Annotated in this window: 22 protein-coding genes; 9 read left to right on the forward strand and 13 right to left on the reverse strand. The window is 60.5% G+C overall.

What is annotated here, in order from left to right; all coding sequences use genetic code 11:
• Window positions 1–9 precede the first annotated feature (9 nt).
• The gene (locus tag IFT66_RS13175) at window positions 10–2100 is read right to left on the reverse strand and encodes a M3 family metallopeptidase (protein ID WP_192077845.1); all 2091 of its coding nucleotides are present in this window, start codon (window positions 2098–2100) and stop codon (window positions 10–12) included.
• 188 nt (window positions 2101–2288) lie between these two features.
• On the opposite strand from IFT66_RS13175, the gene IFT66_RS13180 reads away from it, so the two are divergent.
• Together IFT66_RS13180 and IFT66_RS13185 are read left to right on the forward strand one after the other, a co-directional pair.
• Window positions 2289–2792: a MarR family winged helix-turn-helix transcriptional regulator gene (locus tag IFT66_RS13180; RefSeq protein WP_192077846.1), complete on the forward strand. Its 504-nt coding sequence runs from the start codon at window positions 2289–2291 to the stop codon at window positions 2790–2792.
• A 37-nt stretch (window positions 2793–2829) separates the two neighbouring features.
• Window positions 2830–4005 carry a multidrug effflux MFS transporter gene (locus IFT66_RS13185; RefSeq protein ID WP_192077983.1) on the forward strand — a complete coding sequence of 392 codons (1176 nt, stop codon included), beginning with the start codon at window positions 2830–2832 and terminating at the stop codon, window positions 4003–4005.
• Between the two features lie 56 nt (window positions 4006–4061).
• Here the strand turns inward: IFT66_RS13185 and IFT66_RS13190 are convergent, their stop codons facing one another.
• The 3 genes from IFT66_RS13190 to IFT66_RS13200 form a co-directional block, all read right to left on the reverse strand.
• Complete coding sequence (locus IFT66_RS13190; protein WP_062581647.1) at window positions 4062–5285, reverse strand: argininosuccinate synthase; 1224 nt, start codon at window positions 5283–5285, stop codon at window positions 4062–4064.
• Between the two features lie 111 nt (window positions 5286–5396).
• Window positions 5397–5699, reverse strand: coding sequence for a type II toxin-antitoxin system RelE/ParE family toxin (locus IFT66_RS13195; RefSeq protein ID WP_192077847.1), 303 nt, complete (start codon window positions 5697–5699; stop codon window positions 5397–5399).
• Window positions 5689–5940, reverse strand: a complete 252-nt coding sequence (locus tag IFT66_RS13200; RefSeq protein ID WP_249406433.1) for a type II toxin-antitoxin system ParD family antitoxin — start codon at window positions 5938–5940, stop codon at window positions 5689–5691. The genes IFT66_RS13195 and IFT66_RS13200 overlap by 11 nt, the downstream gene beginning before the upstream one ends.
• Window positions 5941–6090: 150 nt before the next feature.
• Between IFT66_RS13200 and IFT66_RS13205 the strand changes: the two genes are divergently transcribed.
• Both IFT66_RS13205 and IFT66_RS13210 read left to right on the forward strand, forming a co-directional pair.
• Window positions 6091–6948, forward strand: a complete 858-nt coding sequence (locus IFT66_RS13205) for an SDR family NAD(P)-dependent oxidoreductase (RefSeq protein WP_192077848.1) — start codon at window positions 6091–6093, stop codon at window positions 6946–6948.
• 71 nt (window positions 6949–7019) lie between these two features.
• On the forward strand, window positions 7020–7661 hold the full coding sequence (locus IFT66_RS13210; RefSeq protein ID WP_062462396.1) for a LysE family translocator: 642 nt from the start codon (window positions 7020–7022) through the stop codon (window positions 7659–7661).
• Between the two features lie 55 nt (window positions 7662–7716).
• Here IFT66_RS13210 and IFT66_RS13215 read toward each other — a convergent pair whose 3' ends face one another.
• From IFT66_RS13215 to IFT66_RS13225, 3 genes are all read right to left on the reverse strand, one after another.
• Window positions 7717–8787 carry a hypothetical protein gene (locus tag IFT66_RS13215; protein WP_342344770.1) on the reverse strand — a complete coding sequence of 357 codons (1071 nt, stop codon included), beginning with the start codon at window positions 8785–8787 and terminating at the stop codon, window positions 7717–7719.
• A 306-nt stretch (window positions 8788–9093) separates the two neighbouring features.
• The gene (gene rlmN / locus IFT66_RS13220; RefSeq protein ID WP_192077849.1) at window positions 9094–10332 is read right to left on the reverse strand and encodes a 23S rRNA (adenine(2503)-C(2))-methyltransferase RlmN; all 1239 of its coding nucleotides are present in this window, start codon (window positions 10330–10332) and stop codon (window positions 9094–9096) included.
• Window positions 10333–10569: 237 nt separating this feature from the next.
• Window positions 10570–11097, reverse strand: a complete 528-nt coding sequence (locus IFT66_RS13225) for an invasion associated locus B family protein (protein WP_062462391.1) — start codon at window positions 11095–11097, stop codon at window positions 10570–10572.
• A gap of 417 nt (window positions 11098–11514) precedes the next feature.
• On the opposite strand from IFT66_RS13225, the gene IFT66_RS13230 reads away from it, so the two are divergent.
• Entirely contained in the window at window positions 11515–12078 is a 564-nt protein-coding gene (locus IFT66_RS13230) for a sigma-70 family RNA polymerase sigma factor (RefSeq protein ID WP_062462388.1), read from the forward strand.
• An 18-nt stretch (window positions 12079–12096) separates the two neighbouring features.
• Here IFT66_RS13230 and IFT66_RS13235 read toward each other — a convergent pair whose 3' ends face one another.
• The 4 genes from IFT66_RS13235 to IFT66_RS13250 form a co-directional block, all read right to left on the reverse strand.
• The gene (locus IFT66_RS13235) at window positions 12097–12498 is read right to left on the reverse strand and encodes a YkvA family protein (RefSeq protein WP_062462639.1); all 402 of its coding nucleotides are present in this window, start codon (window positions 12496–12498) and stop codon (window positions 12097–12099) included.
• Between the two features lie 64 nt (window positions 12499–12562).
• On the reverse strand, window positions 12563–12880 hold the full coding sequence (locus IFT66_RS13240) for a 4a-hydroxytetrahydrobiopterin dehydratase (RefSeq protein ID WP_092660928.1): 318 nt from the start codon (window positions 12878–12880) through the stop codon (window positions 12563–12565).
• A gap of 20 nt (window positions 12881–12900) precedes the next feature.
• Complete coding sequence (gene thpR, locus IFT66_RS13245) at window positions 12901–13488, reverse strand: RNA 2',3'-cyclic phosphodiesterase (protein ID WP_092659293.1); 588 nt, start codon at window positions 13486–13488, stop codon at window positions 12901–12903.
• Window positions 13489–13554: 66 nt separating this feature from the next.
• Window positions 13555–14205 carry an arylesterase gene (locus IFT66_RS13250; RefSeq protein ID WP_192077850.1) on the reverse strand — a complete coding sequence of 217 codons (651 nt, stop codon included), beginning with the start codon at window positions 14203–14205 and terminating at the stop codon, window positions 13555–13557.
• Between the two features lie 75 nt (window positions 14206–14280).
• Between IFT66_RS13250 and IFT66_RS13255 the strand changes: the two genes are divergently transcribed.
• From IFT66_RS13255 to IFT66_RS13270, 4 genes are all read left to right on the forward strand, one after another.
• Window positions 14281–14991, forward strand: a complete 711-nt coding sequence (locus IFT66_RS13255) for an ABC transporter ATP-binding protein (protein WP_113111718.1) — start codon at window positions 14281–14283, stop codon at window positions 14989–14991.
• Entirely contained in the window at window positions 14988–17531 is a 2544-nt protein-coding gene (locus tag IFT66_RS13260; RefSeq protein ID WP_192077851.1) for an ABC transporter permease, read from the forward strand. The genes IFT66_RS13255 and IFT66_RS13260 overlap by 4 nt, the downstream gene beginning before the upstream one ends.
• A 156-nt stretch (window positions 17532–17687) precedes the next feature.
• Window positions 17688–18434, forward strand: a complete 747-nt coding sequence (locus IFT66_RS13265) for a Bax inhibitor-1/YccA family protein (RefSeq protein ID WP_062581634.1) — start codon at window positions 17688–17690, stop codon at window positions 18432–18434.
• A gap of 123 nt (window positions 18435–18557) precedes the next feature.
• Window positions 18558–19115 carry a GNAT family N-acetyltransferase gene (locus IFT66_RS13270; RefSeq protein WP_192077852.1) on the forward strand — a complete coding sequence of 186 codons (558 nt, stop codon included), beginning with the start codon at window positions 18558–18560 and terminating at the stop codon, window positions 19113–19115.
• 6 nt (window positions 19116–19121) lie between these two features.
• Here IFT66_RS13270 and IFT66_RS13275 read toward each other — a convergent pair whose 3' ends face one another.
• Both IFT66_RS13275 and IFT66_RS13280 read right to left on the reverse strand, forming a co-directional pair.
• Window positions 19122–19511, reverse strand: a complete 390-nt coding sequence (locus tag IFT66_RS13275; protein ID WP_062462366.1) for a DUF2794 domain-containing protein — start codon at window positions 19509–19511, stop codon at window positions 19122–19124.
• A 326-nt stretch (window positions 19512–19837) separates the two neighbouring features.
• Window positions 19838–20605, reverse strand: a complete 768-nt coding sequence (locus IFT66_RS13280; protein ID WP_062462362.1) for a DUF1223 domain-containing protein — start codon at window positions 20603–20605, stop codon at window positions 19838–19840.
• Between the last annotated feature and the right edge of the window lie 25 nt (window positions 20606–20630).

The following is a 20630-nucleotide window of genomic DNA, read 5'->3' on the forward strand; positions in this document are numbered from 1 at the left end:
TGGCTTTTGTCAGCCGTCTCCGCCCGAAAGCTCGGCCATGATGGAGAGGCCCCGCTTCTTCAACATTGCGGTCGGATCCGGCAGTTTGCCGCGGAAGGCTGCATAAGCTTCTTCCGGATCGATCGAGCCGCCGACCGAATAGATATTGTTCTTGAGCTTGCGCGCCGTCACCGGATCGAAAGCATTGCCGACCTCCTCGAACGCGGCAAATGCATCCGCATCAAGGACTTCCGACCACATGTAGGAATAGTAGCCGGCCGAGTATCCGTCACCGGCAAACACGTGCTGGAAGTGCGGCGTGGCGTGGCGCATGACGATCGAGGCCGGCATGTCGAGCTCGGCCAGCACCTTGGCCTGCACCGCCATCGGGTCTTCGACCGTGCTTTCCTGGGTGTGGAAAGCCATATCGACCAGTGCCGACGAGGTGAATTCCACCGTTGAGAAACCGGCGTTGAATGTCTGCGCGGCAAGAACCTTGTCGAGCAGCGCCTTCGGCATCGGCTCGCCGGTCTTGTAGTGGACGGCATATTTCTCGAAGATTTCCGGCACCGTCAGCCAGTGTTCGTAAAGCTGCGACGGCAACTCCACGAAATCGCGCGAGACGCCAGTGCCCGAAACCAAGGGATAGGTCACGTTGGACAGCATGCCGTGCAGCGCATGGCCGAATTCATGAAACAACGTGCGCGCATCGTCGAGCGACAGAAGCGCCGGCTTGCCTTCGGCAGGCTTTGCGAAATTGCAGACATTGTAGATGATGGGCAGCTCACCTTGCATGCCGTTCTTCAGCGTCAGCTTGTGCTGCGACTGGAACGAACTCATCCAGGCGCCGGAGCGCTTCGAGGAGCGGGCAAAATAATCGCCGAGGAAAAGCGCTTTCAGATTGCCGTCCTCGTCATGGATCTCGAATACGCGGACATCCGGGTGATAGACCGGCAAGTCCTTGACCTCGACGGCCTTGATGCCGAACAGGCGCTCGGCCACATCGAAGGACGCCTCGATGATCTTCTCGATCTGGAGATAGGGCTTCAGCTCACTCTCGGAGAAAGAGAACGTCCGCTCGCGCAGCTTTTCGGCGTAGTGGCGCCAGTCCCAGGGCATGACCGGATGATTGCCGCCCGCTTCCGAGATCAGACCTGAAAGACTTGCCTCTTCCTCCAGCGCTTTGGTGCGGGCCTTCTGCCAGACCTGGCCGAGCAGACCGTTTACCGCCTTCGGTGTCTTCGCCATCGTGTTGTCGAGCTTCAACGCGGCGTAATTCTCATAGCCGAGCAGCTTGGCCTTTTCGGCCCTCAGCGCCAGCGTTTCGCGAACGATCGCGACATTGTCCCGCTCGCCGCCATTTTCGCCGCGCGCCACCCAGGCCTTGAACGCCTGTTCGCGCAGATCCCGGCGGGTCGAGAAGGTCAGGAACGGTTCGATGATCGAGCGCGACAGCGTGACGAGATAGCCTGAGCCCTCGCCGCGCTCCTTGGCAGCTTCCGCCATCGCCTCTTTCACAAAAACCGGCAGACCCTCGAGATCGGCTTCTTCGGTCAGTTTCAACGACCAGGCCTTTTCGTCGCCGAGAACATTCTGGCCGAAGCTCGCCCCGAGACCGGCAAGCGTCTCGTTGATGCTCGACAGCCGCTTCTGCTGGTCCTCAGGCAGATTGGCACCCGATTTGACGAAGCCCTTCCAGTGACGCTCCAGCACCCGCTGCTGCTCGACGGTCAGATCAAGGTCGTCCCGCTTCTGCCAGAGGGCGTCTATACGCGCGAACAGTTCGGCATTGGTGCCGATCTTCGAATAGTGGCGCGACATTTTCGGCGCGATTTCGCGCTCCAGCGTCTGGATCGTATCGTTGGTATGCGCGCCCGCCTTGCCCCAGAAGATCGACGAAACGCGCGACAGCTCGTCACCGGCGATTTCCAGTGCAACGATCGTGTTTTCGAATGTGGGCTCAGCGGAATTTCCCGCGATCTCAGCGATTTCCGCCTCGTGCAAGGCGATGGCGGCATCGAAGGCCGGCGCGAAATCCTCGTCCTTCACCTGATCGAAGCGCGGCAGGCCATGATGCCCGTTCCAGTCGACAAGCGCGGAATTCGCTGAGAAAGTTGCCATTGGGTCGTCCTTCACTGTGCTGCTTCGATACCGTCTAATTGCGTAGAGCGACCATATATAGGCAGGCACGGCAAGAGCTTCATCCGCTGATGCAGATTTTTGGAACGCACATCGTTGCGAAATCGCCCGGCACACGGTTTCCAGGCATTTCGATTTGCGTCGTCGGGGAAAGATAGTAAGGCTGCCTTATGAAGCTCGCGAACGAACATCGCCCGGAAACGCCAGGCTTGGTCGCCCAGGGTGAAACCCTCGGCTTCCTGATCGCCGATGCCGCGAGGCTTCTGCGCACGGCTTTCGAGCGGCGCATCGCCCAGGCGGGCCTCGGCCTTACCGCCGGCGAAGCACGAGCACTGATCCATATCGCCCAAGTCGATGGCAGCCGCCAGCTCGACATCGCGTCGCGCATGGGCGTCGAACCGATGACGCTCTGCGCCTATCTCGACAGGCTTCAGTCGCTTGGCCTCATTGAGCGGCAGCAATGCTGCGCCGACCGACGGGCAAAGCGCATCATGCTGACGCCGACCTCTGCCGACATGCTGGCGTCAATCCAGCAGGAACTGCGCGCCATCATCACCTGCGCCACCGAAGGGTTGGATGCCGAAACCGCGAACCTCCTCGGACACGCCATGAAACTTTTCAACGGCAACCTGCAGAGCTTCAATTCGTCTCAGGCCGCAATTGATGACAGCTGATACGCAGGCCGCCTCCGCAACGACACCTCCTAATCGAATGACCGCGCTGCGAACCACGCTGCTCGGCGCCCTGCTGACGGCAATCGGCCCGGTCTCGATGGCGATCTACACGCCAGCCATGCCAGAACTCGTGAAGGCCTTCGGCACGTCGGAAGCGGCAATCAAGCTCAGTCTGACACTTTACTTCGGCGGCTTTGCCGTCGCACAGCTCCTGGCAGGACCGGCCTCAGACGCATTCGGTCGCCGGTCCGCGAGCATCGCATTCCTGCTGATCTATCTCGTCGGCTCGCTGATGGCGGTCTTTGCGCCCTCGGTCGACTGGATCCTGGCCGGACGGCTGGTGCAGGGGATCGGCGCGTCCGTTGGTATGACCGTTGCCCGTGCCGCGGTTCGCGACCAGTTCGTCGGCTTCGAAGCCACCCGCATCATGAACATGATCGGCATCATGCTGGCGGTGGGTCCGGCGATCGGCCCCACGATTGGCGGCCTGTCGCTGTCAGTATTCGGCTGGAAATCCGTCTTCGTGCTGATGGTCATCTTCGGCGTTATCGTGCTGACAAGCTGCCTGCTGTTCCTCAAGGAAACAACGGTTCCCGACCGCAGCCGGCTCAGACCCTCGATCCTCGTTTCGACCTACTTCTCCCTTCTCACCGACCTGAGGTTCCTTCTTCCGTCTCTTGTCCTCGGTGGCGCGATCGGCGCGCTCTACGCCCAGGGAACGATGCTTCCCTTCGTGCTGATCGGTGAAGTGGGGCTGACCCCGACGCAGTTCGGCCTCGGCATGCTCATCCAGACCGGCGCTTTTCTCAGCGGGTCGGTTGCACTGCGGCTTGTGTCCGGGCGCATCAGCGGGCCGACGACGGTGGTGATCGGGCTCATGTTCAGCGGTATCGGGGGCACGATGATGGCCCTCTCCGTCCATCTGCTGCCACCGTCCTTCCTGTCGATCATGCTACCGGTCGGCGTCTCCACCTTCGGCATCGCGTTCATCTCACCCTACACGGTGACGGTCGGCCTTGCGCCCTTCCCAAAGACGGCAGGCTCCGCTTCCGCACTGATGGGTTTCATCCAGATGGGCGGCGGCTTTGTCGGCGGCCTACTCGCCGCTGTCTTCGGCGACCCGCTGACGGCGATCGGCACGATAACTCCCGCCATGGAATATATCGCCGTCGGAAGCTACGTCGCCTACCGGATCATCAACCGCCGCCAATAAAAAGGCCCGCCTCCGTTTCCGGAAGCAGGCCTTGATACCGTCTGGCGCGAAGGCGCTTAGCGGAGCTGGTTGCGCTTGGCGAGCGTGCGCAGGCGCAGTGCATTGAGCTTGATAAAGCCGGCTGCATCCTTCTGGTCGTAGGCGCCCTGGTCGTCCTCGAACGTGACCAGCTGGTCGGAATAGAGCGACTTCGCGCTCTCGCGGCCGATGACCATGACGTTGCCCTTGTAAAGCTTCAGCGTCACTTCACCTTCCACATGCTCCTGGCTCTTGTCGATCATCGCCTGCAGCATCTCGCGCTCCGGCGAATACCAGAAGCCGTAATAGATGAGCTCGGCATATTTCGGCATCAGCTCGTCCTTGAGGTGAGCTGCACCCCGGTCGAGCGTGATCGATTCGATGGCGCGGTGAGCGGTGAGCAGGATCGTGCCGCCGGGGGTCTCGTAGATGCCACGCGACTTCATGCCGACGAACCGGTTCTCGACCAGATCGAGACGGCCGATACCGTTGTCGCGACCGTAGGTGTTGAGCGCAGCGAGCAGGGTTGCCGGAGACATCTCGACGCCATTGATCGAGCAGGCATCGCCCTTGCGGAAGCCGACCTTGATGGTTGTCGCCTGATCCGGCGCAGCTTCCGGCGAAATCGTGCGCATATGCACGTATTCGGGAGCCTCGACCGCCGGGTCCTCCAGAACCTTACCCTCGGAAGACGAGTGCAGCAGGTTGGCATCGACCGAGAACGGCGCTTCGCCCTTCTTGTCCTTGGCAACCGGGATCTGGTTCTGTTCGGCAAACGTCAGAAGGTCTGTGCGGCTCTTGAACGCCCAGTCGCGCCAGGGCGCGATGACCTTGATATCCGGGTTGAGCGCATAGGCTGACAGCTCGAAGCGGACCTGGTCGTTGCCCTTGCCGGTCGCGCCATGTGCGATCGCATCGGCACCGGTCTTGCGGGCGATCTCGATCAGATGCTTGGAAATCAGCGGCCGGGCGATCGACGTGCCGAGCAGGTAGACGCCTTCATAGACGGCATTGGCACGAAACATCGGGAAGACGAAGTCGCGGACGAATTCCTCGCGGACGTCCTCGATATAGATCTCCTTGATCCCGAGCATCTCGGCCTTCTTGCGCGCCGGTTCCAGCTCTTCGCCCTGACCGAGATCGGCGGTGAAGGTCACCACTTCCGCGTTGAGTTCGGTCTGCAGCCATTTCAGGATGATCGAGGTGTCGAGGCCGCCGGAATAGGCGAGGACGACCTTTTTTACGTCTTTCGGAAGTGCCATGTCGAATTGTCCGTCTGCGGGTGGTGGCGGTTGGATCAACCGTCGTGTCTGGGATGGCGCACTTTTAGCGAGTTTCAAAAGCCGCGCAAGAAAAACCCGGAAGCGACCGCGTCAGAGATGGCGCGACAGGTTCATGCGTTGATGCAGGATGCGGATGATGACGACCTGGGCGCCTCTCTGTCGGTAGACGATCCAGTGGGAGCCACACGAGCACGTCAGATAGCCTTGGTGAATTTGGTCGATCGGCTTGCCCCGCTTGCGACCACTCGCAATGGCTTGCACAGTAGAGATGATGTCGCCGTAATAGGCGTCCGCTTGGGCAAGAGACCAGGTTTCGAACGTGTATCGCCAGATCTCAGCGAGGTCACGTCTCGCGCGCGGCGCAAGCTTGTAACGCTTGGCTTCACCGGACATGTTTGCGATGCATTTCTTCCAGAAACTCATCGGAATCGAACGGCTCTGGCTCACCAGAATCTTCGCCTTCTTGGATTGCCGCGCGGATGGCCTCCAGCGAGGCCGCGTCGCTTTCCTGCAGCATCCGCAGAGCGTCCTCGATCACTTCGCTGGCGGAGCCATATCGTCCGTCTTCGACCTGCTTTTCAACAAAGGCGGCCAGTCTTTCGTCAACTTTGATAGATCCAAGTTCGCCCATCATGCCGGCTCCGGTTCGGTCTCGCGTCATGTTGACGGATCTGCTGTAGCATACCATATCGCGCCGAGCCGTTGAACACCTTTGGGTCTCAGAACAGCCCGAACCTTCGAACGCCAAAACCTTTCAACAGAAGCGTCAAAGAGGAGACTTTCCATGTCCATCACTCACCCTGCTCTGAAGGAAGACAATGTCGCCGTCGTCACCGGCGCCGCCTCCGGTATCGGCCTTGCCGCTGCCAAGGAATTTGCGAAACTTGGCATGTGCGTCGTCCTCGCGGATCTCGAGGGCGACCGGCTTTCAGAGGCCTGTCGCGAGGTTGCCGCCCTTGCCGACGATGGCGAGGCCGATATCGTGGCAATCGGCACCGACGTCTCGAAGCCGGCCGAGATCGAAGCTCTGGAACGTGCCGTTCTGCAGCGCTTCGGCCGGGTGCACGTGCTCATGAACAATGCCGGCATCCAGCCCGGCAGCAGCCTGTTCGGCCCGCAGGTCAACTGGGACAACGTTCTGGCCGTCAACCTGATTGGCGTCGTCAATGGCAGCAGGACCTTCGGCCCCGGCATGATCGCACATGGCGAACCGGCCCTCATCATCAACACCGGGTCGAAGCAGGGCATCACCACGCCGCCCGGCGATCCCGCCTACAACGTCTCCAAGGCAGGCGTGAAGGCCTTTACCGAAGCCCTGCAGCACGAGTTACGCAACACGCCCGAATGCAAGGTCAGCGCTCACCTTCTCATTCCGGGCTTCGTCTATACCGGCCTGACCAAGGGAGACCGCACCGAAAAGCCCGATGCCGCCTGGACCTCCGAACAGACGGTGCAGTTCATGCTGGAAAGCCTCGAACGCGGCGATTTCTACATCCTTTGCCCGGACAACGACGTCGACCGCAAGACGGACGAGCGGCGTATGGCCTGGGCGATCGGCGACATCATCGAAAACCGTCCGCCTCTGTCGCGCTGGCATCCGGACTTTGCGGATGCATCAAAAAAATTCATCAGCGGCAGTTGATCGACAGGTTTGGCAGGACTTCGAAAGCCGGATAAAAAGCGACAACCGTCATCCGGCTTTCGAGGACATCAATGGAATTCCTGCCAAGCCTTGCATCGCTTCTGGCCTTCACCGCAGCCGGCCTGCTTCTGGCGCTGACGCCTGGGCCTGATATGACGCTGTCGATCAGCCGGGCGCTTGCGCAGGGGCGCAGATCGGCACTGTTCGTGGTGCTCGGCACCAGTCTCGGCGTCGTCTGCCACACGCTTCTGGTCGCCTTCGGCATCTCGGCGCTGATTACCGCGTCGCCCACCGCCTTCTTCATCCTGAAAACAGGCGGCGCCGCCTATCTGCTGTGGCTGGCGATCCAGGCGATCCGCTTCGGCTCCAGCTTCTCCGTCGAAACCGTGGAGCGCGCAACGGCAAGCCCGCTCGCAAATATCTCGATCGGCTTCTGGGTGAATATCCTCAATCCGAAGGTGATCATCTTCTTCATGACCTTTCTTCCGCAGTTCGTGACGGCGACAGATCCGCATGTGACGGGCAAGCTGGTCTTCTTCGGGATCTTCTTTATCGCCATCGGCATGCCGGTGAACCTGATCGTCGTGCTTGCCGCCGATCGGCTTGCGAACTGGCTGCAAAGAAATCCGAAAGTCCTGCGCGGCCTCGACTACACCTTCGCCGGCGTGTTCTCGGTCTTCGCCGTGAAGATCTTCATGACGCAGTCGAGATAAGGTCGCCCCTTCGTTTCAAACTACCTTCGCTTCGCGTCGAAGGACGACTCTTCTGTTACTCCCCCTGGCCGCGGGTGGGCGGGGCACCAATTCCGATGTCGGACTGCGGGCCATGCGGGTATTCGACGCTGTGGGAATGGGTGGTCTTTTCGGCCGCCACCGGCCCGGAAAAGCCTCCGGCACCATAGAAGGCGAGATGCAGGCCCCAATAGCCACTCATGAAAACCACGATGGCGACAGCCAGCCCGGCAGGGATGGCCGAAAGCTTCTGCTTCAGTCCGGGCAGCAGCCCGTCTGCCCGGTTCTGATCGCAGGCCACCGCCACCAGGATGGCGGTGATCAACCCGTGGCCGATCAGATCTATACGCCCGAACGGCAAGACGGCCGAGGTGAAGATGACGATCATTGCCATGGCCGAAAGGCGACGGATAAGCGCGGTCCAGAGAAGACCGAAGCCCATGGTGAATTCGGCGATACCGGCCATGGGAATAAAGACATCGCGGGGCATGCCCATCGTGAGAAAGGGCTTTTCCACCACCAGCGGATAGAACCATTCGGGATAGGCAAATTTTTCGAGGCTCGACCACATCAGCGCGATAGCTAGCCCCCAGCGCAGCACTTCAAAACGGTGGACACGCCAGTCGTCTTTCATCGGCTCGATGATCAGGTAGGCGGCAACGCCGAGCCCGAGCGCCAAATAGTCGAACAAGTGGAAGAGATCGTAGTCCCGCGCCGCGAGCAGCCATAGGGCAACAATTCCAAGGCCGGCGAAAGGCATGGTCCGCCGCGAGAAGATCAGGGCAGCGATCAGCAACTGCAGCCAGGACACCCATTCGGCAGGCGTCTTCAGGTCCGGCGTCAGGTAAACGCCACCCGTGGCAAAGATCGCGACGAAGAACGAGCCAATGACGACGCTGACATAATCGTCGATCCTCGACCAGAGCGGCGAGGTAAAGCGATCAAGCGCTTCGAAGATCAACGGTCCAAAACGGCTGGTTTCGATCGCCCGGGCTGCGGCGAAACAAACGAGAACGAGTACGATCGCCACCCAGAACCAGATATCGCGCAGAACAGTTTCGACCGGCTGGAGAGGCGCACCCACGATGTAGGGTGCGAACCATTTCACATGCGCTTCTGCGGTTGTGGAAATTAAGGCAGCAACTATCGCTCCGCCTGTTAGTGAGACATAAAATGCAGACTTCCTAATGGGATGCTGAAACATGGCGGCATCTTCCGGTTGCACCTGGATGAGCCACATCGATATCAGATTATTGCAGTCTGCATATGACCCCTACAACGGAATCAAGCGCATTTGCGGCGCGCAAGGGGGCATTTTTGCCGCCCCTCGAGCGCTCGGTGTCAGAAACGAAAGGACTGATGAGAGTTTCCAGGCTTCGAGCCGGTTCAGCCAGCAATCGAAGCCCTCCCGGCGTCAGTCGTCTTCGCCATGGCCGGCGATCATCATCGCTTCGAAGGCGAGGCGATCGGTCTTGCGCATGCGCTCCGATTCCGACTTCAGCTGGCCACAGGCGGCGAGAATGTCGCGGCCGCGTGGCGTGCGGATCGGCGAGGCATAGCCTGCCTGGTTGATGAAGTCGGCAAACTTGGTGATCGTCTCCCAGTCCGAGCACTGGTAATTGGTACCGGGCCACGGGTTGAACGGGATGAGATTGATCTTCGCCGGAATGCCCTTCAGCATCTGGGTCAGCAGCTTGGCATCCTCCAGGCTGTCGTTGACGTCCTTCAGCATCACATATTCGAACGTGATGCGACGGGCGTTGGACAGGCTCGGATACTGGCGGCAGGCTTCCAGCAATTCCTTCAGCGGATACTTCTTGTTGATCGGCACCAGCATGTCGCGCAGTTCGTCGCGCACCGCATGCAGCGAGATCGCCAGCATCACGCCGATCTCCGTGCCGGTCCGATAGATTTCCGGCACGACGCCCGACGTCGACAGCGTGACACGACGCTTCGAGAGCGAAAGTCCGTCGCCGTCGGTCGCGATCAGCAGCGCCGTCTTGACGCTTTCGAAATTGTAGAGCGGCTCGCCCATGCCCATCATGACGACGTTGGTGACCTTGCGGTCGCCGGTCGGCACGAAAGCGCCGGGCGGCGTGTCGGCACCGGGAAAATCACCCAGCCGGTCGCGCGCCAGAAGCAACTGGCTCAGAATTTCCTCGGCCGTCAGGTTGCGCACGAGGCGCTGGGTGCCGGTATGGCAGAAGGAACAGGTCAGCGAACAGCCGACCTGGCTCGATATGCAGAGCGTGCCACGGCCCTCTTCGGGAATGTAAACCGTTTCGACCTCGACCGGACGACCGGCACCGCGCGGCGGAAAGCGCAGCAGCCACTTGCGGGTGCCGTCGTTGGAAATCTGCTCTTCCACCACTTCGGGACGCGCAATGGTGAAATGCGTCTTCAGCATTTCGCGCATGTCCTTGGCGACATTCGTCATCGCGTCGAAATCCGACACGCCGCGAATGTAGAGCCAGTGCCAGAGCTGGCTGACACGCATGCGCGCCTGTTTTTCCGGTATGCCCTTTTCCCTCAGCGCCGCGCTCATATGCTCGCGCGACATACCGATCAGCGACGGCTTTTCACTGAACAGGTCCGGATTGGCGACGAGCGGCTTCTTGATGGCGACAGGCGCAAAGGCCTCGGAGACCGACATTTCTTCATATCCCGTTCGAATAACATGCCTTCGCCCAGCGCAGGTTTCGCGCATCGCCGTGGCATGTCTTTCTGTGAAATCATGGCGTCCCGGGTAAGCGACTTTCCGAGGAACGGTCGCGCAGGACTAATCTTGACGGGCGCTTTATCATCAAAACGACGCCACGTCACTATTCTTCGTCAAACGCAAAAGGCCGGTCGATGACCGGCCTTCCAATGCGGTGGTGGAAATCTCTGCTTACTTGCAGGATTCGACCTGCTTCAGAGCCGCTGAAATGCCCTGCAGCGAATAGGCGTAGGACGTCTTGGTGCCGCGACCGGATACGGCGCTGACGCTCATCTTCTGACCGGTCCGCATCGCTGCAACGAGAGCCGGTTCTTCGGCGGCGTTCTCGACCCAGGCGGCCTTGTCCTTGGTGAACATCGTGAAGTTCTTGTTGTCGATCGTCACGGTGACCTTGGAATTGGTCTGCATCGTGTAGCCCATCATCGCCTGCGGTTCGTAGGAGATGTTCTGGCCCGGGCGCTGCGACACGATGAAGAAGATATCGCCGTGATCGACGCTTGCAGGCTCCTTGGTCGTCGGGACGGACAAGACGTAGCAGACCGTAGCCGCGCCCTGCTTGTAGGAATACGCACCCCACGCCTTGAACTGCTGGATGCGGTTCGGCGTCTGGGCGGAAGCGGTACCCGTGCCGGCGCCAAGTCCTGCGCCAATTCCGGCGAGAGTAAGCGCCAATGCGATTGCGACGGTTCTAGCGGCCATGATCTCCTGCCAATTTTCGTAATTTCAAGGGCCCGAGCCGGGCCAGTACGGACATGCCTTCTCGGCGTCATGTCTGGGCGTCATATGCGGCGTCCCAACGGTCGGGTCCCATTTTGACTTCATTCCGGTTACCAAAGAGTCAACACTATCGGTTGGATGCTGAATATGTAGTGAACCGGGATGTGGTCGAATGCGGCGCAGGGTTGAGTTTGATGATGCCCGTTCCAGACGTCGAGTTTTCTGGGCGCATCACTCAACAACGATTTGGGCAAGAGTTTGTCCGTCCGATGACGCAGGCCGCAGCACTTTGAAACTACGTATAAATCCTGCTTAAAACCGCTACCCGTTTTTCTACCGATACGGTAGGATAGTCGCAAAGCTGACGCCTACTCACAAAGAAAGCCTACTGCCGGTTAGATGCTAGGGGACGAGAGAGACCGCTTCGCCCGCCTGGTCAGGGCAGTGGCTGCAACGCGTGATCAAGACGCGTTCACTGCGCTTTTTGATCATTTCGCGCCACGCCTGAAATCCTGGCTGATGAAGCGCGGCATGAATTCGGACGAGGCAGAAGAACTCGTCCAGGATGTCATGACCATCCTTTGGCATCGTGCCAGCCTCTATGATCCCGCAAGATCAAGCCTGTCGACCTGGCTGTTCCGGGTCGCACGAAACCGCCACATCGATGCCAAACGCCGCGCCCGAAACCGCAAGTTTGACGGCCAGGAGACATTTCTTGCCTTGGCGGAGGTACCGGGCGTCGACACCTTGTTTGAAAGCAAGGAGCGCGACGAGAGGGTCCGTGATGCACTTTCTCAGATTCCGGACGAGCAGATGAAGCTGGTGCGGGCGGCCTTTTTCCTGGGTCAGTCCCATTCCGAAATCGCCGCTTCGACCGGGCTTCCGCTGGGCACCGTAAAGTCGCGCATCAGGCTGGCGTTCGAGCGCCTGCGGCGAGCACTGGAAGAGACTTCACCGAACTGAAGCGGCGGGGCGGCCGGATCAGCCGCTCGTCTTCATTCCGGCTGCAATATCGGGGTGATCGGCAAGCGCGCTGTCTGCTGCGTCGTAATGTCCGTCGTTGATATGGCCCTGGATCATGCGCAGGGCCGCAGCAAGAACCGCGATATCATCGCTGAACCCGACGACCGCAAAGAAATCCGGGACGATGTCGATGGGGAGAATGAAATAGGCGAGCGCTGCCAGCAAGGTCCCGCGAACGCGCAAGGGTGTTTTTCGGTCTACGGCACAGTAATAGGCGGCGACCAGATCGCGGCTGAATGGAATTTGCCGCGCAGCTCGCCGCATCGTCGGCCAGAACCTGGCACGCACCTGCTTTTCCCGGCGATCCTGCGTTTTTTCGTCGCCGGGCAGAAGGATCTCGCCGATCTTGACGTCATCCACGCTCATTCCGTCACTCCAGATGCTCGCTTCAATGCATCAGCATATGGGAATGCCGGTGTGAAGTTCAATTCCGGGGCGTGACGATCCGTGCGCGAAATGCCTCGTCCATGGCTCGCGCCAGCTTGAAATCACGATCTGTCAGCCCCTTCTTCGCGTGGGTGGTGAGCTGCACCTCGACACGCGAATAGCTGTTGGACCAGTCCGGATGATGGTCGAGTTTTTCAGCCGCCAACGCGCATTCCGCCATGAACCCGAAGGCTTGGCGAAACGACGCAAAGACAAAGCTCCTCGTGATCGCGTCGCCATCAGGGCCCATCGTCCAGCCATCTAGAGTGGCGATCTCGCGCTCGATCGCTTCTCTGTCCAGCACCTCATAGGCCATCAGCATACCTTCGCCAGAGACTAGAAACGGTGCTCGGCTGTTTCCATCTCGTCCTGGGCATAGCCGTAGCTGAGCTCGCGCAGCGGGAAGATTTCCTCCGTCAGGTAGGGCCCGCCACCGCAGGATTCCTTGGAAGACATCAGCACGAAACGCGGAACGACAAAGGGCGCGGTGTGAAAATTCCCGCGCCCTGAAAGGTAATGTACGACTTCATCGAGTCGGCAGTGTTTGAGACGTGCCAGAGTGACATGCGGCGTGAATTTCCGCGGATCCGGCGCCAGTCCGAGACGCTGGCAGATCCGCTCGGTTTCCCCCTGCAGCGCGTGAAGTTCGGGCGACGGGGAGACGCCGGCAAAGATGGAATGCGGCTTCTTCGATCCGAACGAACCGATACCTGTCAGCTTTAGCTGGAATTCCGGACGGTCGATCCGGTCCAGCCGGTCGACGATCTCGTCTGCGGTCCGTCCGTCGATGTCGCCGATGAAGCGAAGGGTGATGTGATAGTTCTCCACATCGATCCACCGTGCGCCGGGGATGCCGCCACGGAGCAGCGACAGGCTCATGGCGACATTGCGTGGAACTTCGAGGGCGATGAAAAGTCTCGGCATAGGGACCTCCTCGAATCTTTTGCAGATGCTAACAGCGGAACATGCAACTCGCTTCCGCGCAAGATATTATTTTTGCTGACTACCGATGTCCCCAAGGAAGGCTTCGACGGAAGGAAGGCTCTTTTCGACCATGGCCGCGACACCCTTTGCGTTCGGATGCATGCCGTCTTCAAGCTGCATTCCGGCAACCGTGGTCACGCCATCAAGGAAGAACGGGTAGAGCGGCAGCGCGTGTTTCTTGGCGAGCCTTTCGTAGATCGGGTTGAACTTCTGCGCATAGTCGCTGCCCATGTTCGGCGGCGCCATGATGCCAACCAGATAGATCGCGATGTTGCGCGCCTTCAGCCGCGTGATCATCGCATCAAGGTTCTTTTCCGTCTGCTCGGGTGCGATGCCGCGCAGCGCATCGTTGGCGCCAAGCTCCAGGATCACGCCATCCGTACCGTCAGGGACCGACCAGTCGATGCGTCCAAGCCCGCCGGAACTGGTATCGCCGGACACGCCGGCATTGTTGATCGCCACATTGAGGCCCTTCGCCTTCAGCGCTGCCTCGAGCTGGGCGGTGTAGGATTCTGCCGGCGCCAGCTGATAGCCGGCCATCAGACTGTCTCCAAAGCCGACGATCTGGAGGGTCTTGTTCTGGGCGAAAACCGGGGCTGAGGTCAGTGCTGCCAGTATCATGACGAGGAATTGAAGCGGTCTTGCTTTAAAACGCACGATCGGTCTCCTAGATTTGGGCTTAACCGCAGCGCGGCATGAATTGCTCTTGAAGCCTATATAGGACGGTCTGCATTGACTAAAACCATCATCACGCTGCGAAAAGCCGATCTCACCCTCGGCAGCGCGGCGGCATCCGTTCACGTTTTGAAGAGCATGGATCTTGACGTCGACACAGGAGAAGCGGTCGGCATCGTTGGTCCCTCCGGTTCCGGCAAATCGACACTGCTGATGGTGCTGGCCGGCCTTGAACGCCTCGACAGCGGCGAGATCGTCATTAACGGCCAGGCGCTTCACAACCTTTCCGAAGATGCGCTGGCGGATTTCCGCGGCCGCAATATCGGTATCGTCTTCCAGTCGTTTCACCTCATCGCCAACATGACCGCGCTCGAAAACGTCGCAGTCCCGCTGGAGCTTGCAAACGCGAAAGATCCGTTCGAGATCGCCCGCCGCGAGCTGACAGCGGTTGGCCTGGGTGAACGGCTGCACCACTATCCCGGCCAACTCTCAGGCGGCGAGCAGCAGCGCGTGGCGATCGCCCGCGCACTCGCCCCCTCGCCTGCCGTGCTGATCGCGGACGAACCGACCGGCAATCTCGATACCGAGACCGGGCGCCAGATCGCCGACCTTCTGTTTTCCAAGCAGGCCGAGCGCGGCATGACGATGATCCTCGTCACCCATGACATTTCGCTCGCTGCCCGCTGCTCGCGCCAGATCCGCGTCCGCTCCGGCGAAATCATCGACGACGGAGCAGGCGCTCCAGCCGTTCAGGTCGCATCCGTATGATGGTCGCGGTCCCTCGGCTGAAAATTGCACTGCGCCTGGCATTGCGGGAAATGCGCGGTGGCCTTAGCGGCTTCTACATCTTCCTCGCCTGTATCGCGCTTGGCACCGGCTCGATTGCCGCCGTCAATTCCGTTTCGCGCGCCATTACCGAAGCCATTGCCGGCCAAGGCCAGCAACTGCTTGCCGGCGATATTCGTTTTGAGCTGAACAACCGCGAAGCGACCGAACAGGAACGCGCCTTCTTGAGCGGGCTCGGCCAGATGTCTGTCTCAACCGGCCTTCGCTCCATGGCCCGCAAGCCGGATGGATCCGAACAGGCGCTGGTCGAGGTCAAGGCCGTCGACGGCGCCTATCCACTCTACGGAGAGTTTAAGGCCGAGCCAGCCGCGCCCCTGCAGGAACTCGTCGCCAAACAGGGCGAGACCTTCGGCGCGCTGGCCGCACCGCTTCTGCTCGAGCGCCTCGGCATAAAGACCGGCGACGAACTGTTGCTCGGCAATATCAGGCTCGTCCTGCGCGGCACGATCGCGTCGGAACCGGACGCGGTGTCCGATGGCTTCGGCTTTGCGCCCCGCCTGATGGTCAGCCGGGAAGCGCTGCAGGCGTCGGGCCTGATGGCAAACGGCAGCCTTGTCGAACACGCCTACAAGATCAAGCTGCGTGATCCTGCCAGCCGGGCCGGGTTGGCCGATCGCGCCAACCGAGAGTTCCCGGCCGCCGGCTGGTCGATCCGAAGCAGCGACCGCGCAGCCCCGTCGCTTACCGAAAACGTCGAGCGCTTCTCGCAGTTTCTGACGCTGGTCGGCCTCACCGCGCTGATCGTCGGTGGTGTCGGCGTGGCGAACGCCGTGCGGGCCTTCCTCGATGCGAAACGCACAACGATCGCCACGTTCAAATGCCTCGGCGCACCCGCAACTGTTGTCACGCTGATCTACCTGTTCCAGATCATGGTTCTGGCAGTGATCGGCATTCTGGCCGGCCTCGTCATCGGCGCCGTTTCGCCCATCGTGGCACTGCGCTTTCTCGAAGGCGTGCTTCCGGTACCGGATGGCATCAACATCTATCCGTCTGCGCTTGGGCTCGCCGCCCTGTTCGGTCTGCTGATCACCTTTGCCTTCGCCATTCTGCCGCTTGGACACGCGCGCGAGGTCCCTGCCACAGCTTTGTTCAGAGAACAGAGTTTCGACACGGGCCGGCTTCCATCCTGGCCGTATCTGGCAGCCGCAGGCGCAGCACTCGCCGCTCTCGCAATCCTTGCGATCTTCTCGTCCGAAAATCACTTCGTCGCCTCGGTCTTCCTCGGCGCAGTCGCCTGCGCCTTCGTGTTGCTGCGGCTGGTTGCAGCGCTCATCTCGTGGCTTGCCCGTCGGGCTCCGCGCGTCAGTTCGCCGGCCTTGAGGCTGGCGCTCGGCAATATCCACCGTCCCGGCGCCCTGACGCCCTCGGTCGTGCTCTCGCTCGGCCTCGGTCTGGCACTCCTGGTGACGCTGGCGCTGATCGACGGCAACATGCGCAACCAGCTGACCGGCAACATCGCCCGCAACGCGCCGAACTTCTTCTTCGTCGATGTCCAGAGCGCCGAAGTCGATGGTTTCCGCAAGCTGCTGCAGGAGCAGGCACCCGGCGCCAAGCTGTTCGAGGTGCCGATGCTGCGGGGTCGCATCCTCGCCTTCAACGGTCAGGATGTCAGTCAGATGAATGTTCCGGCAAAGGGCCGTTGGGTCCTGCGCGGCGATCGCGGCATCACTTACGCCAAGAACAAGCCGGAAAGCTCGACCCTGACGCAGGGTGAATGGTGGCCGGCCGACTATGACGGCGAGCCTCTCGTTTCATTTTCGGCGGAAGAGGCAAGCGAACTCGGACTGAAACTCGGTGATACGGTCACCGTCAACGTGCTCGGCCGCAACATCACCGCCAAGATCTCCAGTTTCCGCAACGTCGAATGGGAATCGCTGTCCATCAACTTCGTCATGGTCTTCTCGCCCAACACGTTCCGCGGCGCGCCGCATGCCTGGCTTGCGACCCTCACCGATCCATCGGCAACGGCGCAGCATGAAGCGACAATCCTGCGCTCCGTCAGCAATGCCTATCCGACCATCACGAGTGTTAGGGTCAAGGATGCGATCGATATCGTCGATCAGTTGATCGGCCAGCTGGCAACCGCGATCCGGGCAGCGGCCGCCATGGCGCTGATCGCTTCGGTGCTGGTGCTTGCCGGGGCGCTTGCGGCCGGAAACCGCGCCCGTACCCACGATGCCGTGATCCTGAAGACGTTGGGGGGAACGAGATCCATGCTCATTCGTGCCTTTAGCTACGAATACGTGATCCTCGGCTTCGCCACCGCCGTGTTTGCGCTTCTGGCCGGCGGCGTATCCGCCTGGTTCATCGTGTCGCGCATCATGCGCCTTCCCTCGACCTTCCTGCCGGATGTGGCGATCATCACGGTTGTGGCCTCGCTGGTGCTGACCGTCGGCATCGGGCTTATCGGCACGTGGCGGGTGCTGGGCCAGAAGGCGGCGCCGGTCCTCCGGGAATTGTGATCGGGAGCTTTGGGATCCATTGCGTTCCTTCCCCCTTGTATAGGCGTGGTTATCGCCTCATATTTGATGGTAGGCTTGCTGGGCTCCGCAGCGGCGCCTGGGTCTGACCGTTAGGGCCCGACACCGTGACAAATTCCGGAGCTTGAAGAGGATACTATGGCTGACTTCAACAACTATCAAAACCGAGCCGCCCAGACGGGTGCGCAGTCCGGTGCGATGATCGATGAAGGCCTGCGCGCCTATATGCTCAAGGTCTACAACCTGATGGCACTCGGCCTGGCAATCACCGGCATCGCGGCATTCGCGACCTGGCAGATGGCCGTCGCCGATGGCCAGCTGACCCCCTTCGGCCAGCTGCTGTTTGCAAGCCCGCTGCGCTGGGTCGTGATGCTGTCGCCGCTCGCCGTCGTGTTCTTCCTGAGCTTCAGGATCAACAAGATGAGCGTAAGCGCCGCCCAGGCAACCTTCTGGGGCTACGCTGCCCTGATGGGTCTTTCGCTGTCGTCGATATTCCTGGTCTTTACCGGCCAGAGCATCGTGCAGACGTTCTTCGTGACCGCAGCTTCGTTCGGCGCTCTGTCGCTCTACGGCTACACGACGAAGAGAAGCCTGTCGGCAATGGGCTCGTTCCTGATCATGGGCCTGTTCGGCCTGATCATCGCCTCGATCGTCAACATCTTCCTGGCGTCTTCGGCACTCGGCTTCGCGATCTCCGCGATTGGCGTGCTGATCTTCGCAGGCCTTACCGCCTACGACACGCAGAAGATCAAGGAAATGTACTACGACGCGGATGATGCGACGGTCATGGGCCGCAAGGCGATCATGGGCGCCCTGACGCTCTACCTCGACTTCATCAACCTGTTCACCTTCCTGCTTCAGTTCATGGGCAACCGTAACAACTGATCCACGAAGTGGAAGACAGACCAGACGACAAACAAGAAGGCGGCCGCAAGGTCGCCTTTTTTGTTGCCCGCCGGGAGGCTGCGTCATAGGCTTGCTGCCTCACCTCAAGCCCCAAGTCCTGCCATGCCCCAGCACCTTCGCGACGTCACAACCGACGACCTGCCCGCCATCACGGCCATCTACCGGGACAGTGTGCTGAACGGCACCGCAAGCTACGAGATCACCCCGCCTGATCTGAAAGAGATGACCGCGCGCTTCCACGCCATCCGCGAGAAGGGCTATCCTTACATCGCCGCCATCGACGACGCCGGCGTCCTCATCGGCTATGCCTATGCATCCGCCTTCCGCACGCGGCCGGCCTATCGCTGGCTGGTAGAGGATTCGATCTATCTCTCTCCGGGGGCGCGTGGAAAGGGTGCCGGGAAGGCACTGCTGCAGGAACTGCTCAGCCGCTGCACAGCGCTCGGCTTTCGCCAGATGGTGGCCGTGATCGGTGGCGCAAGCCCCGCATCCGTCGCGGTCCACAAGAGCCTAGGCTTCGAAATGACCGGTACGCTGAAAGGCACCGGCTTCAAGCACGGTCAGTGGCTGGACACGGTCCTGATGCAGATTGCACTCGGCGAGGCTAGGAATACACCGCCTGACCCGACGGTCTATCCCGGTTCGCTGTTCACCGAGTGAACCAGTTCAGTCGATGAGCTTCAGCGCCTTGTCGAACACTTTCAACACCTGTGGCAGCTCGTGACCACGCTTCAGGATCACGCCGTTCGTGTTGATGACGGAATAGGCACCCTGCTTGTTGGCAAGCTTGGGGTTCTTCTCGATCCTGAACAGCGGCAGCTCGCCCGATCGCTTGAAGATCGAAAAGACGGCCTTGTCCTTCAGGTGGTCGATCGCGTAATCCTTCCACTCGCCCTCGCCCACCATCCGACCATAGATCCACAGGATGGAGTCGAGCTCTCGACGGTGAAATGTCACGGGCGCAGGATCGAGGCTCTGTCGGTATTCGCTGAGATTGACGACGACGGCAGCATCGTGAGGCCGGTGGCCCCTCGGAAATTCAGGCTGATCGGTCATCAAGACTCCCAATCATAGATGTCAAAGCAGTGACAGTGTGCCCCGACATTTTAGAAATTGCAACGCTGCCATACCAGGTTACCGGCTGCCGCGATGTTTTCTGAGAAAGCCGTATTTCGGTCAAAACAGCGCCCGAATTGCAAGCGAGATTGCAGATGTTGGTTTGGCGCGTTCTTTAGCGCCATTTGGCCCGGTTCGGTTCGCTGACCCTTACCCCCAGCCCCCCAGTGGATTTGGACCGGGCCGCCAACAAACTTCCCGTCGAAAAGAATGAGCGCGCGGCGCTCCGCGACCAGCTTGCTGGTGAGCGGTGTTGGTATGCCCTGTCAGTCGTCCAGCTTCTTGCGCCCGGCCATCAGGATTGTTGCGCCGATGATCTCGGCCGGCTCGCCATTCGGGCCCGATGCCTGAAGCAGGATTGCGCAACCGTCCTTCTTGGACTTGCCCATCAGCTTGCCTGGCAGCTTCAGCGACATGGTCTGGCCGTTCCACATGCCAACGGACTGCACGTCGTAGACGCTATGCCAGTAATCCATGTTCTTGCCGCTGTTTTCGCCCTTCGTCACCTCGACCTGCTGCTTCTTCGTGAAGTAGGCGACGACGACTTCGGCCTCGGCCGGTATCTGTGCATTGCCGGCGCCGATCTCGATCTCGATCTCGTCTCCGTGCATGGCAGCCGAGACGGGAACAACCAGCCCCTCTCCCTTGCTGCGCATACCATCGACCTTGGAGTTGATGCCGACCAGGTCCGTACCTTTGACATGGTCGCGACCGTTGATGATGGCCTGCGGCGTGTACACGCCGCTGCGGCCCATCGTCTTGGCATAGCCGTACTGACGCTCGGTATTCTCTTTGGAGGCAAGCGTATCGGTCCAGCCGAGATAGTTCCAGTAGTCGACGTGATAGGACAGCGCCACGACGTCGCCTTGGGCCACAAGCTGGCTGAACGTGGTGTCGGCAGGCGGACAGGAGGCACAGCCCTGCGAGGTGAACAGTTCCACGACGCCCTTCGGGGCCTTCGATTCCCCTGCCGAAGCCGAGCCTGCTATCAGCAGACCGGCAACGAGGACCATGGAGCGAAAACGAAGCAGCATGAATGGCAAACCCTTTGATAGGTTG

It is taken from the genome of Rhizobium sp. CFBP 13726, from assembly GCF_014841925.1.
Lineage (GTDB): Bacteria > Pseudomonadota > Alphaproteobacteria > Rhizobiales > Rhizobiaceae > Neorhizobium > Neorhizobium soli.

Bases quoted from the DNA above. Each gene is read 5' to 3' on its own strand.
- IFT66_RS13265 (WP_062581634.1), top strand. From the start codon at position 17,688: ATGGCTGACTTCAACAACTATCAAAACCGAGCCGCCCAGACGGGTGCG.
- IFT66_RS13260 (WP_192077851.1), top strand. From the start codon at position 14,988: ATGATGGTCGCGGTCCCTCGGCTGAAAATTGCACTGCGCCTGGCATTG.
- IFT66_RS13195 (WP_192077847.1), bottom strand. From the start codon at position 5,699: ATGTCCGGTGAAGCCAAGCGTTACAAGCTTGCGCCGCGCGCGAGACGT.
- IFT66_RS13190 (WP_062581647.1), bottom strand. From the start codon at position 5,285: ATGGCACTTCCGAAAGACGTAAAAAAGGTCGTCCTCGCCTATTCCGGC.
- IFT66_RS13240 (WP_092660928.1), bottom strand. From the start codon at position 12,880: ATGGCCTATGAGGTGCTGGACAGAGAAGCGATCGAGCGCGAGATCGCC.
- IFT66_RS13275 (WP_062462366.1), bottom strand. From the start codon at position 19,511: ATGACCGATCAGCCTGAATTTCCGAGGGGCCACCGGCCTCACGATGCT.
- IFT66_RS13270 (WP_192077852.1), top strand. From the start codon at position 18,558: ATGCCCCAGCACCTTCGCGACGTCACAACCGACGACCTGCCCGCCATC.
- IFT66_RS13180 (WP_192077846.1), top strand. From the start codon at position 2,289: ATGAAGCTCGCGAACGAACATCGCCCGGAAACGCCAGGCTTGGTCGCC.
- IFT66_RS13225 (WP_062462391.1), bottom strand. From the start codon at position 11,097: ATGGCCGCTAGAACCGTCGCAATCGCATTGGCGCTTACTCTCGCCGGA.
- IFT66_RS13175 (WP_192077845.1), bottom strand. From the start codon at position 2,100: ATGGCAACTTTCTCAGCGAATTCCGCGCTTGTCGACTGGAACGGGCAT.
- IFT66_RS13200 (WP_249406433.1), bottom strand. From the start codon at position 5,940: ATGATGGGCGAACTTGGATCTATCAAAGTTGACGAAAGACTGGCCGCC.
- IFT66_RS13280 (WP_062462362.1), bottom strand. From the start codon at position 20,605: ATGCTGCTTCGTTTTCGCTCCATGGTCCTCGTTGCCGGTCTGCTGATA.
- IFT66_RS13230 (WP_062462388.1), top strand. From the start codon at position 11,515: ATGCTAGGGGACGAGAGAGACCGCTTCGCCCGCCTGGTCAGGGCAGTG.
- IFT66_RS13205 (WP_192077848.1), top strand. From the start codon at position 6,091: ATGTCCATCACTCACCCTGCTCTGAAGGAAGACAATGTCGCCGTCGTC.
- IFT66_RS13210 (WP_062462396.1), top strand. From the start codon at position 7,020: ATGGAATTCCTGCCAAGCCTTGCATCGCTTCTGGCCTTCACCGCAGCC.
- thpR (WP_092659293.1), bottom strand. From the start codon at position 13,488: ATGCCGAGACTTTTCATCGCCCTCGAAGTTCCACGCAATGTCGCCATG.
- IFT66_RS13185 (WP_192077983.1), top strand. From the start codon at position 2,830: ATGACCGCGCTGCGAACCACGCTGCTCGGCGCCCTGCTGACGGCAATC.
- rlmN (WP_192077849.1), bottom strand. From the start codon at position 10,332: ATGTCGGTCTCCGAGGCCTTTGCGCCTGTCGCCATCAAGAAGCCGCTC.